Source organism: Curtobacterium sp. BRB10 (genome assembly GCF_031844325.1).
Classification (GTDB): domain Bacteria; phylum Actinomycetota; class Actinomycetes; order Actinomycetales; family Microbacteriaceae; genus Curtobacterium; species Curtobacterium poinsettiae_A.
The window spans coordinates 471,557-485,616 of the sequence record NZ_JAUZVA010000001.1 but is presented as its reverse complement, the minus strand read 5'-3'; the positions used below and the strand labels follow the sequence as shown (position 1 = coordinate 485,616).

Sequence of the window (14,060 nt, the reverse complement as noted above, 5' to 3'; positions counted from 1 at the left end):
GCGGACGCAGCCGGGATGTGTGCGTGCCTGCCGTGGCGGACAGGCGCACCGATCTCAGTCAGGGGCGACGTCGTGCTCGCCGACGACGGATGCGGGGACCGCGTCGTCGGAGAGCGTGCCGCGAGACCCCGCGGCGAGGGAGACGATGTCGTCGGTCGAGCCGACGATGCCGACGGCTGCTGCGCCACCGGAGGTCGAGGAGGCGCTGCCACCGAGCACGCCGGCGGCGGCCCCGTCGAACGGGAGCCCGTGGCCCTCGCCGTCGGCGGGGACGAGCAACGCGTGTCCGCCGAGGGTCGCGCCCTGCGCATCGAGGGCCGTGACGACCGGGCCGACCGTGGCGGGCGTCGCAGCTGCGGCGACCGGCTCCGACGGGAGGAGCCCCGCTGCGCGGTGGTCCGTGGCGTCGGCGCGGACGGGTGTGGGCGCGACGGCCGCGGCGGCTCCGGGAACGGCTCCGGGCCGGACGGGTGCGTTCGCGACCGGCACCGACGGGACGGGCCCGGCGGACGGGTTCGAGCCGCCGCCCACCGGGAGCGTGGGGACGTCGACGACGGGGTCCGTGCCTCCTGGCAGGGTGCCGCCGACGGCCGGGACGACGCCCTCGACCACGTCGGGGACGGCGCCCACGGTCGTGCCGACCGAGCCGAGCGTGTCGTCGACCAGGCCCGTGACCGGGCCGGTCACGGTGCCGAGCGTGTCGTCACCGAGGACCGTGCCGACCACCGGCACGCTGCCGACCACGTCGTCGACGGTGTCGACGACCGCGGTCACGGGGCGCGCGTCGGTGACGTGCTCCACGGTGCCGGTGACGGGGCGCAGGACGTTCGCGACGGTGTCCGTGACCGGCCGGGAGGCGCTGCTCACCTCGTCGACGACCGGTCGCACCGGGCGCGTGGCCGGGTGGGCCGCCGGGGCGGACGTGGTCGGTTGGACAGCCGGTGTGGTCGTGGCCGGAGCGGGGCTCGACGGCGCGGGGGCTGCGGGAGCCGGAGCGGGGGCTGCGGGAGCCGGAGCGGGGGCTGCCGGTGCCGGTGCGACCGCTGCGGGCGCCGGAGCAGGTGCGGGCGCCGGAGCAGGTGCGGGCGCCGGAGCGGGCGCAGCAGGTGCCGGTGCGGGCGCCGGCGCCACGGCCTTGCGGACGGGATCCGTCGCACCGCCGACGACCTTGCCGACCTCACCGGTCGCGCCCTGCACGGTGCCATCGACGCCGTCGACGGCGCTGCCGACGAGTCCGCGCTGCTCGCTCGGTGCGGCCGAGGTCGTCGCCGCGGAGGCCGGTCGCGCGCCGAGGAGCAGGGACAGCAGCACGAGGGCGGCGAGGGTCCCGACGCCCAGCAGGACGATGCGGAGTGCGGCGCGCCAGGGTGCGCGCAACGGGTGGTCCATGCGCTCACCTCCTGATCTCGGCTGCGCACGTAGAGTGGTTGACCGGCAATGTACGCCGATCCGGTCCGGAACACACCCCGTTTCGGAAGAAATTCTCAGGAAGGGCCGTCCGTGGTCTCGATCTTCAACGCTCCGACCCGCAACCTGGACATCGTCACGCTGCACGAGATCCTGCGGCTCCGCCAGGACGTCTTCGTCGTCGAGCAGGAAGCCGCGTACGGCGACATCGACGGCCGTGACCTCGAGCCGGGCACCGTGCAGTTCTGGGCCGGCAACGGTTCGGTGGACGCGACGCTCCGCCTGCTCCGCGAGCCCGACGGCACCGAACGCATCGGCCGGGTCGCCACCGCGAAGCACGCCCGCGGCCAGGGGCTCGGCGCGCAGCTCATGGAGGCCGCGATCGCCGAGTCGCGCTCGCGGAGCATCGCCCTCGGTGCCCAGTCGCACCTGGAGCAGTGGTACGGCCGGTTCGGCTTCGTGCGCTCGGGCGACGAGTACCTGGAGGACCGCATCCCGCACATCCCGATGACCCGGAAGCGCTGACCCGTTCCGCGCGTCAGGCCCGCCAGCGCCGCAGTTCGTCGAAGGAGCGGCCCTGGGTGGCCCGGTCGGCGACGAGGCGTTCGAACACGATGTTCGTCTGCGTCGTCGCCACCGAGGGGTCACCGCTGAGTTCGTCGGCGACGAAGTCCCGGAGCTGCTCGGTCGACTCGCACGCGATGTGCACGAGGAAGTCCTTGTCCCCCGCCAGGAACGACACGTCCTGCACGACGGGTACCCGCAGCAGGCGCTTGGCGAAGTCCCGCAGTTCGTGGCGGGCCGCGGCGTGCACCCTGACCGACACCATCGCCTCGATCGAGAACCCGAGCCGAGCGACGTCCACGTCGGCCCGGTAGCCGCGGATCACCCCGGCGTCCTCGAGCACACGGACCCGTGCCAGGCAGGTCGACGGCGCGATGCCGACGGCGGCCGCGAGTCGGTTGTTCGGGATCCGGGCGTCGGCCGCCAGGGTCCAGAGGATGCGCTCGTCGACCTCGTCGAGGCGCGGAGCGGGGTCGGGGCGACGTGCGGGACGGTCGGACACGGCTCGACGCTACCGCGGCGGTGCGAGCAGGGCTCGGAGCGCGTCCTCGAGCGCGGCCGACACGACGGCGTCGTCAGCGGATGCCAGCGGTTCCACCGCGGTGGACTGCCGGAGCATCGACATCCCGAGCACCACCGCCAACGCGATCTCGGCACGGACGAGCAGTTCCTCGGACCCCGCGCCGCCGACCGTGCCCGCGAGCCGTTCGGCGTACCGGCGCAACGTCTCACGGCGGATGGCGTCGGCGCCGTCGTCGCCGGAGGACCGCAGCAGGAGCATCAGCTGCAGGGAGTCGTCGTCGGTGGGGGCCCGCACGATGTGCGTGATGATGCCCGTCAGCGCCCGTTCGAGGCCCTGCTCACTCGTCTCCTCGGTCCCCAGGTCGCGCACGACGCGGTCGAGGCAGGCGCGGAAGAGCCCCTCCTTCGAGCCGAAGTACCGGTTGATCAGGGCGACGTTCACCCCGGCGTCCCCGGCGATGTCGCGCACGGTCGTCGCGCGGTACCCGTCGAAGGCGAACCGACGCCGGGCGGCCTGCACGAGCAGGAGTCGGGTGGCCGCGGCGTCCTTGCTCATGGAGCGCAGCCTAGCGGTCCTCACAGGGATGTAAGCAAGCGTTGACATACCCCTCCGAGCGCGTACGCTCGTAATGTCAGCAACTGTTTACATCAACGACCACGACGACACGGAGCACGATGACCGACACCATGCAGAGCCCACGGACCGGCTCGCACCCCACCACGGACGGGCACCGGCCGAACAGCACGGCGATCATCGTCTACCTGTCCCTCGGCGGCCTGTCCTTCGCGGTGCTGCAGTCGCTGGTCGCCCCGGCACTGTCGACCATCGGGCAGGACCTCGGCGCCTCCACCAGCGCGACGAGCTGGGTGCTCACCGCCTACCTGCTGTCCGCCTCGGTGCTCACGCCGATCCTCGGGCGCCTCGGCGACATGATCGGCAAGCGCAAGGTCCTGATCGTCGTGCTGTCGATCCTGCTCGTGGGCGCCGTGCTCGCCGCCCTCGCCCCGAACCTCGGAGTGCTGATCGTCGGACGGGCACTGCAGGGCGCCGCCGGAGCCGTGATGCCGCTGTCGATCGGCATCGTGCGTGACGAGCTGCCGAAGGAGAAGGTCAGCGTCACGATCGGCCTGCTGTCCGCGATCTTCGGCATCGGTGCCGGTGTCGGCATCGTCGCCGCCGGACCCATCGTCGAGCACCTGTCGTGGCACTGGCTGTTCTGGCTCCCCGCCGTGCTCGTCGTCATCGCACTGCTCGGCGCGGTCTTCGGCATGCCGGAGTCCCCGGTGCGGAAGCCCGGCCGTCTCGACACGGCCGGCACGTTCGTCCTCGCGGTGTCGCTCGTCTCGATCCTGCTCGCCGTCAGCGAGGGCGAGACCTGGGGGTGGGGCGACGGCAAGACCATCGGCCTGCTGGTCCTCGGCGCCGTGGCACTGGTCGTGTTCGTCCTGGTCGAACTCCGGGTCGCCGAGCCGCTCATCGACGTCCGGCTCTTCGCGGTCCGCGGTGTCTGGACCGCCCACGTCGTCGCCCTCGTCTTCGGGTTCGCGATGTTCGGCACCTTCGTCCTCGTGCCGACCCTCCTGCAGCTCCCGACGGCGCTCGGCTACGGCTTCGGCAAGGACGTCACCCAGGCCGGTCTCTTCCTGCTGCCGACCGTCGTGATGATGGTCGTCGCCGGGCCCATCGCGGGCATCCTGGTGCGCAAGGTCGGCCCGAAGCCGCCGATGCTCATCGGCGGGTTCGCCATCGTCGCCGCGTTCGTGCTGCCGGCGATCGCACACGCCGAGCTGTGGCAGGTGGTGGCCTCCGGCGTCCTGACCGGCATCGGCATCGGCATGGCCCTCGCCGCCTGCTCGAACGCGATCATCGAGAGCGTCCCCGCGAACCAGACCGGTGAGGCCATCAGCGCCAACACGGTCGTCCGGACCATCGGCTCGAGCGTCGGCACCGCCGTCATCGCAGCGCTGATCACCTCGCACAGCACGCCGCAGGGGCTGCCGACAGACGACGCCTTCACGATCGGGTTCTGGGCGTGCACGGGTGTGGCGGTCGCGGCCGTGCTCGCCGCCCTCGCCGCGCCGTCGCTGCGTGCCCGCCGCGCAGCGGCCGCCGCCCGCGGGATCGACGACCTCGAGGAGATCGCCGAGTAGGGCACTCAGCTCGATCACCCGGGAGGCCCGTCCTGCGTGGATGACGCGGGGCGGGCCTCCCGGCGGTCGCGCCCACCGCCACCGGCGGCTCCACAAACTGGGAAGCGACCGAGCACGCCGCCACGAACGTGACGATCATCGGACCGGACGCGTCACAGCAGGTGGACGCGATCACCGCGCCCGGACAGGAGACCCATGAGCACCACGGACCACGACGACAGCACGACCAGCAGCAAGCCGTCGTTCCGCGACACGGTGACCGCCGGACTCGTGCAGAAGGCCCTGGAACCCGTGCTCCGCGCCGTCCGCGACGAGGTCGCCTCGGCTCGGCGCGAGATCAGCGAGCGGGCGAACGGGGCGAAGACCGGGCTGGTGCTCACGGGCGCCGCAGTGGCCTTCGCGCTGACCACCCTCGTGCTGCTGGCCGGCCTCGTGGTGGCGCTCCTCGCCCTGGCGCTGCCGGTCTGGGCCGCGATCGGGATCACCTTCGTCGTGTTCGCCGTCGTCACCGCGATCCTGTTCGTGGTCGGGCTCCGTGGCATCCGACGGGGTGTGCCGCCGGTGCCGAAGGACACCATCCGCGCTGCGAAGGACCGCGTCACGCACACGGGCGACGCGACGACCCGGGCCGACTGAGCTCCGCGGCGCTACATCGCCAGGGTCATGCCGACCACGGCGACCGTCATCGCGAAGACCTCGCCGCTGCGGACGGCCCGCCGGTCCTCACGACCCCACTCGTACCGCAGCAGCCAGCCGCTGAAGGCGCAGTAGCCGATGACGCCGGCGCCGAGCACCGCGGACAGTGCGATGCCGTGCCCGGCGTGGTCTCCGGCGACGCCCGAGGCGTGGCCCATCAGCAGCATCCCGGCCATCACGACGGCGGAGAGCGCACGGTGGACGTCCATCGGCTCCGCACGGCGACCGTCGGCGCGGCGGCGACGCATCACGGGCAACGGCGCGAGCAGGAGCAGGAGGGTCGCGGCGAACAGGGTCCACACCGCTCCGGCGTCGACGACGGGCATGAGCATCGCGACGAGCATCACGCCCGCCGGCACGATCACGCCCGGACGCGGGCGGTAGCGGTCACCGACGATGCAGCACACCGACGCGAACTGCGGCACGACGAGCATGGCGTCGGCGACGGTCTCGTGCACGTGGGGCGTCCTCGGTGCGGCGGAGTGGTGCGGGGTGGTGTCAGTCCGCGGCGCGGGCAGCGGCCTTGGCGGCGCGCTCCTGCTTCACGCGGGCGTTCTCGGCGTGCACGGCGGCCTGCGTCGCACGCTCACGGACGAGCCACTCGGGCTTCTGCTCGAGCAGTGTCTTGATGTCCGCCGTCGTCAGGGCGTCGTCGATCCCGGCACGGCTCAGGCCGGAGATGGAGATGCCGAGCTTCTGCGCCACGACGGGCCGCGGGTGCGGGCCGTCGCGTCGGAGGTCCTCGAGCCAGGTCGGGGGTTCGGTCCGGAGCTCGTCGAAGGCGGTCCGCGTGAGGGGAGCGCTCTGGAAGGACTCCGGAGCAGCCGTCAGCAAGATGCCGAGCTTCTTCGCAGCCGTTTCGGGCTTCATGGTCTGTTCCTGCGCCATGAGGACAAGGGTACGGCCCCTATGCTCGTCTGCATGACCGCGGCTCTCACCATCGCCTTCGTGCCGGGGGTCTCCCCCGCAAAGTGGGCCCGTGTCTGGCGGGAACGCTTCCCCTCCGTCGAGCTCCGGCTCCGGCCGATCGGCGCCGACGACGTCGACGACGCGCTGGCCGGCGAGGCCGACATGGTGTTCGCTCGCATGCCCGTGTCCGAGCAGCACAACGCCATCCCGCTCTGGACCGAGACGGCCGTCGTCGCGATGCCCAAGGACTCCCCCCTCGCCGAACTCGCCGAGGTCGACCTCGACGACGCCGAAGTCCACGTGATCGACGCCGGTCCGGTACCGGCCGACATCGACGGATCGCTCGACCTGGTCGAGGCGAACGTCGGCGTCGTCGTGCTCCCCCAGTCCCTGTTCCGCGCCGCCAGCCGCAAGGACCTGGTGGGGCGTCCGCTCATGCACGCCGAGGGCACGCGCATCGCGCTGGTCTGGCGGGACGAGGACGCCACCGAGACCACCGAGGAGTTCATCGGCGTGGTGCGCGGGCGGACCGCCAACAGTTCGCGCCAGCCGGGAGGCACGGATCGCGACGGCGACGACGGCTCGCGTCCGGCTCGTGGCGGCGCCAAGGCCGGGTCGGGTGCCAAGGGTGCCTCGGCCGGGTCGGGTGGGTCGGGTTCCAGGGGCGGCTCCGCCGGGGCAGGCGGCAAGGCCAAGGCCAAGTCGCCCGGCAGCGGCAAGTCCGGCAGCGGCAAGAAGTCGAACACCGGCAAGGGCCCGACACCCGGACGCGGCAAGATGCGCGGCAAGCCGAGCCGGGGCTCCAAGGGCAACCGATGACGGACACGCGGCTGGTCCTGATGCCGGCCACGCGCCTCCCGGCCTGGCTCCAGCGCACGATGGCCGAGTACGTCGAGTCGCGGATGCAGTCGGGCGAGACCCGCGAGCAGGCCGAGGCGAACGAGCAGCAGTCGCGGGACCGCTGGTTCCCGGGCGGGTCTCCCGCTGACGGGCACCTCGTGTGGGACGTCACCGACCAGGACGACACCGTCATCGGGTACCTGTGGATCGGACCGTTCACACCGGGCGGCACCGATTGGTGGGTGTTCAACGTCGAGATCGACGAGGCGCACCGGCGCCGCGGGCACGCACGTCGGGCGCTCGAGCTCGGGCACCGCGCCGCTGCGGAGCACGGTGCGACGAGCATCGGGCTGAACGTGTTCGGCTACAACACCGGGGCGCAGGAGCTCTACGCGGCGCTCGGGTACCAGGTGACGTCGGCGCAGATGCGCAAGCCGCTGGTCTGACGCAGGACGGCTGCGACGGCGCGAGTGCGTGCTGCGGCGGCGCGGGTGCGTACTGCGGCGGCTCGGGGCGCCTCCGCTCGGTCACAACACCCCGCGTGCATGGCCCCGAGCGGTCACGAAGTGTCGACTGGCCGCGCCCGGAACGACGTTTCGTGACCACTCGGCGGAGACCGGCGGGGATTCGTGACCGTCCGCAGGTCCGCGTCAGCGCAGGACGGCTGCGGCGGCGCGGGTCACCTTCGCGCCGCGCGATTCCTCGGCTGCTGCGCGGGCCCGGGTGACGACGACGGCGTCGGCGCGCTCGGCCGATCCGTGGTCGAACGGCGGTTGCGGGTCGTACTCGATCTGCAACTGGATCGCCTCGGCCGCGGGCTGTCCGGCGAGCTCGGCCGCGAGCCACAGCGCCATGTCGATGCCCGCGCTCACCCCGGCGGCGGTGACGACGGCGCCGTCCCGGGCGGTACGGGCGTCCACGGGCTGCGCGCCGAAGGCCTCGAGCATCGGCTTCGACGCCCAGTGGGTGGTCGCGCGTCGGCCGGCGAGCAGCCCGGCGGCGCCGAGCACGAAGGCACCGGTGCACACCGAGGTGACCCACGTCGCGTGCTCGGCCTGGCGCCGCACGAAGGCCACGACGCCCGGGTCGAGCATCGCGTCGAAGGCACCGTCACCACCGGGCACCACGAGGACGTCCGCGGGGCCCGCATCCTCGATCGTCACGGTGGGGACGAGCGCGAGGCCGCAGTCGCTCGGCACCGGGTCGAGTGTCAGCGCGACGTACTCGACGTGTGCACCCGGCACCCGGCTGAGGACCTGCGCCGGACCGGTCAGGTCGAGCTGGGTCAGGTGCGGGAACAGCAGGAACGCGATCCGGATGTCGTCGGCCATGTCGTGACCATAGTCCCGGCGTTGTCGTACTCGTGGGCTTGCCTGCTCGTGTTCCTGGGCTGGGCTGGGCCGGGATGGGCTGGGCTGGGTCCGCCCGTCAGCTCCAGACGCCGGAGGTCCCGCGCCGGTGGCTGCCGACCAGGTGGGTGTCGACGATGCCGAGCGCTTCCATCAGGGCGTACATCGTCGTCGGCCCGACGAAGGCGAAGCCGCGCTTCCGCAGCGCCTTCGACAGGGCGAGGGACTCGTCCGACTTGGTCGGCACCTCGGCGGACGACCGTGGCTCGGGCGTGGTCGCCGGCTGGAACGACCACACGAAGTCGGCGAGACCACCGTCCTGCCGCAGGGCGATCGTGGCGTTCGCGTTGGTGACCGTCGCGAGGATCTTCGCGCGGTTCCGGACGATCCCGGCGTCGGCCATCAGCCGTGCGACGTCGTCCTCGCCGAAGGCAGCGACGGTCTCGGCGTCGAAGTCCGCGAAGGCTGCACGGAACGCCGGTCGTTTCGCGAGGATCGTGCGCCACGACAGACCCGACTGGAACGCCTCGAGCGAGAGCCGTTCGAACACCCCGCGTTCGTCGCGGACGGGCATGCCCCACTCGGCGTCGTAGTACTCGCGCAGGAGCGCGTCCGACGACGCCCAGACCGGCCGGGCGAGGCCGTCGTCGCCGGTGACGAGGTCGGGCACGGGCGGGGCGTCGAGGGGCTCGGTGCTCATGCGACCATCCTGGCGGGCGCCGCCGACAGCGCCTGGCTCACTCGGCGGGCGGGCCGTCCTGCGTCGCCTGCTCGTCCATCCACACGTACTCCCAGCGGTGTCCGTCCGGGTCGGTGAAGCTCCGCTGGTACATGAAGCCGAGGTCCATCTCCGGCCGGTCCTCGGTGCCCCCGGCGGCGACCGCGGCGTCGACGACCCGGTGGACGTCCTCCTTCGACGGGGCGCTGAGCGAGTTGATGACCTCGATCGTGTCGGCGTCGGCGATCGTCTTGTCGGTGAACTCGGCGAACTTCGCCGTCGTCAGGATCATGATGTAGATCGACTCGGACACCACCACGCACGCCGCGGTGTCGTCGCTGAAGGCCGGGTTGATCGAGTACCCGAGTGCCTCGTAGAACGCCTTCGAGCGCTCGAGGTCCGTGACGGGCAGGTTGATGAAGACCATCGTGTCCATGGCGGTTCCTTTCGTCCCGCTCAACCTGGACCCGCCTGGAGCAGCGCGCAACCGTTTCGTGGGGGAACCAACCGGTCGAGGCGTCCGTCACCGAGGCCGGAAACGACGAAGTCGCTGTCGTGCGACAGCGACTTCGTCGTTCTGCGTCAGGCCGGGGACGCCCGACCCGAGCGGCCTCAGGCCAGCTCGCGCCCCTCGCCCGCGGCACGCTGGTGCGACTCGGCCTCTGCCTGGCCGATGATGTCCTCGGCGGGCACCGGGTTCAGGCGGTCCCAGAGGAAGAACAGGCCGCCGCCGACGAGCAGCGAGATCCCGACCCACAGGTTGATGTGGATCCCGCCGGTCTTCTCGGGGTCGGTGTTCCAGTGCACGATCCCGACGATGGTCGTGATCACGCCGTAGAGCACGAACAGGCCGCCGAGGATGCGGCGCAGGTCGAGTCGGCGGGTGGAGCGGACGAGGGCTGCCTTCTGCTCCTCGGTCATCGCGCCGGGGGTGGTGGTGTCACTCATGAGAAGTGGTCTCCTTCGCGGATCAGAGGAACGGGAGGTACAGGACGACGCACAGCACGAGCGCGACGGTGCCGAGCAGGGCGGGCGAGCGGTACCAGGCGGTGTCCGTCGCGACCGAGTCGCCGTGCAGGTCGATCTTGCCGACGCCGTAGACGAGCCCACCGAGCTCCTTCTCGTCCTTCGGCTTCGTGAGCATCGAGACGACGAAGCCGACGACCAGCACGGTGACGAACGAGATGATCGCGCCGTACAGGGTCTCCGCGGTCGCGGTGGCGAACAGGTCCGGGTTGACCAGGTAGGCGATCCAGGTGATCGTCGGGGTCACGATGCCGAGGACGTAGCCCCAGAGCGCTCCCTGCGTCGTCATGCGCTTCCACAGCAGGCCGAGGATGAACACGGCGAACAGCGGTGCGTTGAAGAACGAGAACAGCGTCTGCATGTACGTCATGATGTTCGACGCCTGGGCCGCGATGAACGCGGTCGCGATGCCGACCACGACGCCGACGACGGTGACCCAGCGGCCGGTCTTCAGGTAGTGCAGGTCGGGCATGTTCGGGCGGATGTAGCGCTGCCAGATGTCGTAGGTGAAGACGGTGTTGAACGACGAGACGTTCGCCGCCATGCCGGCCATGAAGGACGCCAGCAGGCCGGTCACCGCGATGCCGAGCACACCGGTCGGCAGGTACATCTGGATGAGCTTCGGGATCGCGTCGTTGTAGGTGAGCGTGCCGTCGGCGAACTGGTTGCCCACGACGGCCGCGGCGATGAGGCCGGGGATCACGACGATGGCCGGGATGAAGAGCTTCGGGATCGCGGCGATGAGCGGGGTGCGACGGGCCGCCGACATGTTCTTCGCCGAGAACGCGCGCTGCACCTCGGTGAAGTTCGTGGTCCAGTAGCCGAACCCGAGCACGAAGCCCAGGCCGAGCACGATGGCGAGCCAGTTGGCGCCGATCGGGTTGGTGACGTCTCCGAAACCGGTGCCGGCCCAGGCCTGCAGGTGCTGCACGCCCTGGGTCTCGGTGATGGCCTTCGACAGGCCGTCCCAGCCGCCGACGCGGTGCAGACCGACGATCGTCAGCGGGATGAGCCCGGCGATGATGACGAAGAACTGCATGACCTCGTTGTAGATCGCGCTCGAGAGCCCGCCGAGGGTGATGTAGACGAGCACGAATCCGGCGGAGACGATGATCGCCAGCCACTCCGGCCAGCCGAGCATGGCCTCGATGACGATGGCCATCGCGTACAGGTTGATGCCCGCGATCAGCACGTTCGACACCGCGAACGCGATCGCGTTCACCAGGTGCGGCGCCTTGCCGAAGCGGCGCAGCATGAACTCCGGCACGGAGCGGACCTTCGAGCCGTAGTAGAACGGCATCATCACGAGGCCGAGGAACACCATCGCGGGCACGGCACCGACGAGGTAGTAGTGCAGGGTGGCCATGCCGATCTGGGCACCGTTGGCCGCCATGCCGAGGATCTCGGTGGCACCGAGGTTCGCGGACACGAACGCCAGGCCCGTGATCCACGCCGGCATCGAGCGGCCGGACAGGAAGAAGTCCATGCTCGTCCGGACCTGCTTGCGGGCGGTGAACCCGATCCCGATGACGACCGCGAAGTACACGATGATCATCAGGTAGTCGACCCAGCCCAAGTCGAGCCGGATCCCTTCGTTCGCTGCAGCGAGAACCATTCACATCTCCACGTCAGTGTGTTGCAGTCGACAACTCTGCCGACCCGGACGGAGACGTTACACCGATTTGTGACCGTTCACATAGCCAGCACATGCATCCCTCGAGCCGCGCAGCGCTCCCCCGGTTCGCTACGCTCGGCCCATGACCGACGCGTCGCGCATCCTCGTCCTCAACGGCCCGAACCTCGACATCCTCGGCCGCCGTGACCCGGAGCAGTACGGCACCGTGACGCTCGCCGAGATCGAGGCGATCGTGCACACCGAGGCGGCCGTGCACGGGCTCGAGGCCGACTTCCGCCAGACGAACCGAGAGGGCGAGCTCGTCGAGTGGCTGCACGAGGCGCTCGACGGCTTCGCCGCGGTCGTCATCAACCCCGCCGCCTACGCGCACACCTCGGTCGCGCTGCACGACGCGGTGGAGGCACTGTGGGTCCCCGTCGTCGAGGTGCACCTGTCGAACACGTGGAAGCGCGAGCCGTTCCGCCACGTCGACCACGTCGCCACCGCCGCAACGGCGGTCATCGCCGGCGCGGGCGCCGACGGCTACCGCCTGGCGGTCGCGCACGTCGCGTCCCTGCTCAGCTGAGCTGACGACCGGACGGGAGGCCCGTGGCGGCGTCGCCACGGGCCTCCCGTCCGCCTGCTGGTCACGCTGGGTCGCGCCCGTTCCTTCCCGTGGCACGCGCGATGCCTGGTGGTTCCGGGCACACCTGGTGAGAAGTTCCGACCAGGTACGCCCGGAAGCGCCAGGTACGCCCGGAAGCGCAGTGCGCGCGGATCAGAACTCGGCGGGGCGCCGCACGTCGGTCAGGCCGGCGGTGGCGAAGCCGCCGCGGATGAGCGGCACGGCCCGGCGCACTGCCTGGTCGATGCGGAGTTCCAGGTCGACGCTCGCGATGTCGTAGCCACCCTCGCGCTTGGCGAAGTCCCGCTCGTTCCCGAACACCCCGAGCGGCAGGGTCGTGGACTGGAAGAACCCGAACAGCGGGCGCATCTGGTGCTCGACGAGCAGGGCGTGTCGGTCACTGCCGCCGGTGGCGGTCAGGAGCACCGGGGTGTCGACGAGGTCGTACTGGCCGACCCAGTCGAAGAACAGCTTGAAGGCGCCGGAGTAGGCCGCTCGGAAGGCCGGACTGCCGACGACGAGCACGTCCGCGGCCTCCACCGTCTCGAGGGCCCGGCGGGTGCGCTCGGACATCGTCTCGCGACCCGAGGCCGCTCCGAGGTCGGCGAGCAGCGGGCCGATCTCGATCGTCTCGGTCCGGGCGCCGTCGATCTCCTCGGCCAGCCGGGCCACCGTCGCCGCGACCAGGGTCGAGGTCCGCGAGGGGTCCGATGGGCTGCCACTGACACCGACGACCAGTTCTCCGCTCATGCGGTCGATGCTCACACGCTGCCGGCGCGGGCGGCACGTTCGTGACGACATGTGTCGGGTGCCAGTCGGTCGGGGTAGCGTCCACGCCATGCAGACCTTCCTGCCGTACGCCGACTTCCGGGCATCCGCCGAGGTCCTCGACGACCGGCGGCTCGGCAAGCAGCGGGTCGAGACCCTGCAGGTGATGCGCGCCCTGACGCTCCCCGACTACGGCTGGCAGCACCACCCGGTGACGGCGATGTGGCGTGGCTACCGTCCGGCGCTGATGGCGTACCAGGAGGCCACGTGCCGCGTCTGGGCCGAGCGCGGGTACGCCGACACGTGCCTCGAGAAGACCCTGCTCGACCTGGGTCGTGTGCCGGAGGACCTGGCAGCGTACGAGCGCGGCGACGTGCCGATCCCGCCGTGGAACGACGACGAGGCCCTGCACGTCTCGCACCGGTCGAAGCTCGTGCAGAAGGCGCCGGAGCACTACCGGGAGCTGTTCCCGGACGTGCCCGACGACCTGGACTACGTCTGGCCGGGGACCCCCGAACCGGCGACCCGCACCGTCTGACCGTCGGGCGACCGCCTGGCCGTCAGGCGACCGGGATCCAGCGACCACCCTCACGCCGGGTGACGACGTCGGAGCGGATCTCGACCGCGTCCCGCAGTCCGTCGACCACGGCGTCGCGGACGGCCGCGGCGACACGGTCGTCGTCGGCCTCGAAGCGCACGACCGCGCACGGGACGCCACGGAGCAGCCGGACGTCCTCGGCCTCGACGACGGCGCGTTCGCGCACCAGTGCGGCCGCGGCGGGCAGGACGGCGTCCGGTGCCGTGCCGGGCGCGAGGGCACCGATCGCCAGGGTCACGCGGTACGAGGGCACGCGACGACGCTACCGGGGA

At 71.4% G+C, this 14,060-nt stretch carries 19 protein-coding genes; 7 read left to right on the top strand and 12 right to left on the bottom strand.

Going from position 1 to position 14,060, the window contains the following annotated elements:
- Window positions 1–54: 54 nt before the first annotated feature.
- Window positions 55–1,389, bottom strand: a complete 1,335-nt coding sequence (locus tag Q9R26_RS02415; RefSeq protein ID WP_311226460.1) for a hypothetical protein — start codon at window positions 1,387–1,389, stop codon at window positions 55–57.
- A gap of 111 nt (window positions 1,390–1,500) precedes the next feature.
- Between Q9R26_RS02415 and Q9R26_RS02410 the strand changes: the two genes are divergently transcribed.
- Window positions 1,501–1,932 (top strand): GNAT family N-acetyltransferase, encoded by a 432-nt coding sequence (locus Q9R26_RS02410; protein ID WP_182067112.1) that lies wholly within the window; start codon window positions 1,501–1,503, stop codon window positions 1,930–1,932.
- 13 nt (window positions 1,933–1,945) lie between these two features.
- Here the strand turns inward: Q9R26_RS02410 and Q9R26_RS02405 are convergent, their stop codons facing one another.
- On the bottom strand, window positions 1,946–2,473 hold the full coding sequence (locus Q9R26_RS02405) for an Lrp/AsnC family transcriptional regulator (protein ID WP_182067114.1): 528 nt from the start codon (window positions 2,471–2,473) through the stop codon (window positions 1,946–1,948).
- 9 nt (window positions 2,474–2,482) lie between these two features.
- Window positions 2,483–3,049: a TetR/AcrR family transcriptional regulator gene (locus Q9R26_RS02400; protein ID WP_209133846.1), complete on the bottom strand. Its 567-nt coding sequence runs from the start codon at window positions 3,047–3,049 to the stop codon at window positions 2,483–2,485.
- A gap of 119 nt (window positions 3,050–3,168) precedes the next feature.
- On the opposite strand from Q9R26_RS02400, the gene Q9R26_RS02395 reads away from it, so the two are divergent.
- Both Q9R26_RS02395 and Q9R26_RS02390 read left to right on the top strand, forming a co-directional pair.
- A complete protein-coding gene (locus tag Q9R26_RS02395; protein WP_311226459.1) occupies window positions 3,169–4,644 on the top strand; it encodes an MFS transporter in 1,476 nt (491 codons plus the stop codon).
- Between the two features lie 195 nt (window positions 4,645–4,839).
- Window positions 4,840–5,280, top strand: coding sequence for a phage holin family protein (locus tag Q9R26_RS02390; RefSeq protein WP_311226458.1), 441 nt, complete (start codon window positions 4,840–4,842; stop codon window positions 5,278–5,280).
- 11 nt (window positions 5,281–5,291) lie between these two features.
- Here Q9R26_RS02390 and Q9R26_RS02385 read toward each other — a convergent pair whose 3' ends face one another.
- Both Q9R26_RS02385 and Q9R26_RS02380 read right to left on the bottom strand, forming a co-directional pair.
- Window positions 5,292–5,798, bottom strand: coding sequence for a hypothetical protein (locus tag Q9R26_RS02385; RefSeq protein ID WP_017888550.1), 507 nt, complete (start codon window positions 5,796–5,798; stop codon window positions 5,292–5,294).
- A 40-nt stretch (window positions 5,799–5,838) separates the two neighbouring features.
- On the bottom strand, window positions 5,839–6,228 hold the full coding sequence (locus Q9R26_RS02380; RefSeq protein ID WP_311226457.1) for a DUF5997 family protein: 390 nt from the start codon (window positions 6,226–6,228) through the stop codon (window positions 5,839–5,841).
- Between the two features lie 33 nt (window positions 6,229–6,261).
- Between Q9R26_RS02380 and Q9R26_RS02375 the strand changes: the two genes are divergently transcribed.
- Window positions 6,262–7,068 (top strand): LysR family transcriptional regulator substrate-binding protein, encoded by an 807-nt coding sequence (locus tag Q9R26_RS02375; protein WP_311226456.1) that lies wholly within the window; start codon window positions 6,262–6,264, stop codon window positions 7,066–7,068.
- On the top strand, window positions 7,065–7,535 hold the full coding sequence (locus Q9R26_RS02370; protein WP_262138699.1) for a GNAT family N-acetyltransferase: 471 nt from the start codon (window positions 7,065–7,067) through the stop codon (window positions 7,533–7,535). The genes Q9R26_RS02375 and Q9R26_RS02370 overlap by 4 nt, the downstream gene beginning before the upstream one ends.
- Window positions 7,536–7,739: 204 nt before the next feature.
- Here the strand turns inward: Q9R26_RS02370 and Q9R26_RS02365 are convergent, their stop codons facing one another.
- From Q9R26_RS02365 to Q9R26_RS02345, 5 genes are all read right to left on the bottom strand, one after another.
- Window positions 7,740–8,420 carry a DJ-1/PfpI family protein gene (locus tag Q9R26_RS02365; protein ID WP_311226455.1) on the bottom strand — a complete coding sequence of 227 codons (681 nt, stop codon included), beginning with the start codon at window positions 8,418–8,420 and terminating at the stop codon, window positions 7,740–7,742.
- A gap of 97 nt (window positions 8,421–8,517) precedes the next feature.
- Window positions 8,518–9,138, bottom strand: a complete 621-nt coding sequence (locus tag Q9R26_RS02360) for a DNA-3-methyladenine glycosylase I (RefSeq protein WP_311226454.1) — start codon at window positions 9,136–9,138, stop codon at window positions 8,518–8,520.
- A gap of 37 nt (window positions 9,139–9,175) precedes the next feature.
- Complete coding sequence (locus Q9R26_RS02355) at window positions 9,176–9,592, bottom strand: VOC family protein (protein ID WP_311226453.1); 417 nt, start codon at window positions 9,590–9,592, stop codon at window positions 9,176–9,178.
- A 176-nt stretch (window positions 9,593–9,768) separates the two neighbouring features.
- Window positions 9,769–10,104, bottom strand: coding sequence for a hypothetical protein (locus Q9R26_RS02350; protein WP_027466303.1), 336 nt, complete (start codon window positions 10,102–10,104; stop codon window positions 9,769–9,771).
- 22 nt (window positions 10,105–10,126) lie between these two features.
- Window positions 10,127–11,797 (bottom strand): sodium:solute symporter family protein, encoded by a 1,671-nt coding sequence (locus Q9R26_RS02345; protein WP_071405106.1) that lies wholly within the window; start codon window positions 11,795–11,797, stop codon window positions 10,127–10,129.
- A gap of 142 nt (window positions 11,798–11,939) precedes the next feature.
- On the opposite strand from Q9R26_RS02345, the gene aroQ reads away from it, so the two are divergent.
- On the top strand, window positions 11,940–12,383 hold the full coding sequence (aroQ, locus tag Q9R26_RS02340) for a type II 3-dehydroquinate dehydratase (protein WP_209133863.1): 444 nt from the start codon (window positions 11,940–11,942) through the stop codon (window positions 12,381–12,383).
- 192 nt (window positions 12,384–12,575) lie between these two features.
- Here the strand turns inward: aroQ and Q9R26_RS02335 are convergent, their stop codons facing one another.
- Complete coding sequence (locus Q9R26_RS02335) at window positions 12,576–13,172, bottom strand: NAD(P)H-dependent oxidoreductase (RefSeq protein ID WP_209133865.1); 597 nt, start codon at window positions 13,170–13,172, stop codon at window positions 12,576–12,578.
- An 88-nt stretch (window positions 13,173–13,260) separates the two neighbouring features.
- Between Q9R26_RS02335 and Q9R26_RS02330 the strand changes: the two genes are divergently transcribed.
- The gene (locus tag Q9R26_RS02330) at window positions 13,261–13,728 is read left to right on the top strand and encodes an MSMEG_6728 family protein (protein WP_311226452.1); all 468 of its coding nucleotides are present in this window, start codon (window positions 13,261–13,263) and stop codon (window positions 13,726–13,728) included.
- A 22-nt stretch (window positions 13,729–13,750) separates the two neighbouring features.
- Here the strand turns inward: Q9R26_RS02330 and Q9R26_RS02325 are convergent, their stop codons facing one another.
- Complete coding sequence (locus Q9R26_RS02325) at window positions 13,751–14,041, bottom strand: hypothetical protein (protein WP_259579617.1); 291 nt, start codon at window positions 14,039–14,041, stop codon at window positions 13,751–13,753.
- Window positions 14,042–14,060 lie beyond the last annotated feature (19 nt).

What these genes read in the sequence shown, in the direction of transcription:
- Q9R26_RS02345 (WP_071405106.1), bottom strand. Translation starts at nt 11,797, where the DNA reads ATGGTTCTCGCTGCAGCGAACGAAGGGATCCGGCTCGACTTGGGCTGG.
- Q9R26_RS02380 (WP_311226457.1), bottom strand. Translation starts at nt 6,228, where the DNA reads ATGGCGCAGGAACAGACCATGAAGCCCGAAACGGCTGCGAAGAAGCTC.
- Q9R26_RS02335 (WP_209133865.1), bottom strand. Translation starts at nt 13,172, where the DNA reads ATGAGCGGAGAACTGGTCGTCGGTGTCAGTGGCAGCCCATCGGACCCC.
- Q9R26_RS02330 (WP_311226452.1), top strand. Translation starts at nt 13,261, where the DNA reads ATGCAGACCTTCCTGCCGTACGCCGACTTCCGGGCATCCGCCGAGGTC.
- Q9R26_RS02370 (WP_262138699.1), top strand. Translation starts at nt 7,065, where the DNA reads ATGACGGACACGCGGCTGGTCCTGATGCCGGCCACGCGCCTCCCGGCC.
- Q9R26_RS02395 (WP_311226459.1), top strand. Translation starts at nt 3,169, where the DNA reads ATGACCGACACCATGCAGAGCCCACGGACCGGCTCGCACCCCACCACG.
- Q9R26_RS02400 (WP_209133846.1), bottom strand. Translation starts at nt 3,049, where the DNA reads ATGAGCAAGGACGCCGCGGCCACCCGACTCCTGCTCGTGCAGGCCGCC.
- aroQ (WP_209133863.1), top strand. Translation starts at nt 11,940, where the DNA reads ATGACCGACGCGTCGCGCATCCTCGTCCTCAACGGCCCGAACCTCGAC.
- Q9R26_RS02415 (WP_311226460.1), bottom strand. Translation starts at nt 1,389, where the DNA reads ATGGACCACCCGTTGCGCGCACCCTGGCGCGCCGCACTCCGCATCGTC.
- Q9R26_RS02350 (WP_027466303.1), bottom strand. Translation starts at nt 10,104, where the DNA reads ATGAGTGACACCACCACCCCCGGCGCGATGACCGAGGAGCAGAAGGCA.
- Q9R26_RS02365 (WP_311226455.1), bottom strand. Translation starts at nt 8,420, where the DNA reads ATGGCCGACGACATCCGGATCGCGTTCCTGCTGTTCCCGCACCTGACC.
- Q9R26_RS02360 (WP_311226454.1), bottom strand. Translation starts at nt 9,138, where the DNA reads ATGAGCACCGAGCCCCTCGACGCCCCGCCCGTGCCCGACCTCGTCACC.
- Q9R26_RS02355 (WP_311226453.1), bottom strand. Translation starts at nt 9,592, where the DNA reads ATGGACACGATGGTCTTCATCAACCTGCCCGTCACGGACCTCGAGCGC.
- Q9R26_RS02390 (WP_311226458.1), top strand. Translation starts at nt 4,840, where the DNA reads ATGAGCACCACGGACCACGACGACAGCACGACCAGCAGCAAGCCGTCG.
- Q9R26_RS02375 (WP_311226456.1), top strand. Translation starts at nt 6,262, where the DNA reads ATGACCGCGGCTCTCACCATCGCCTTCGTGCCGGGGGTCTCCCCCGCA.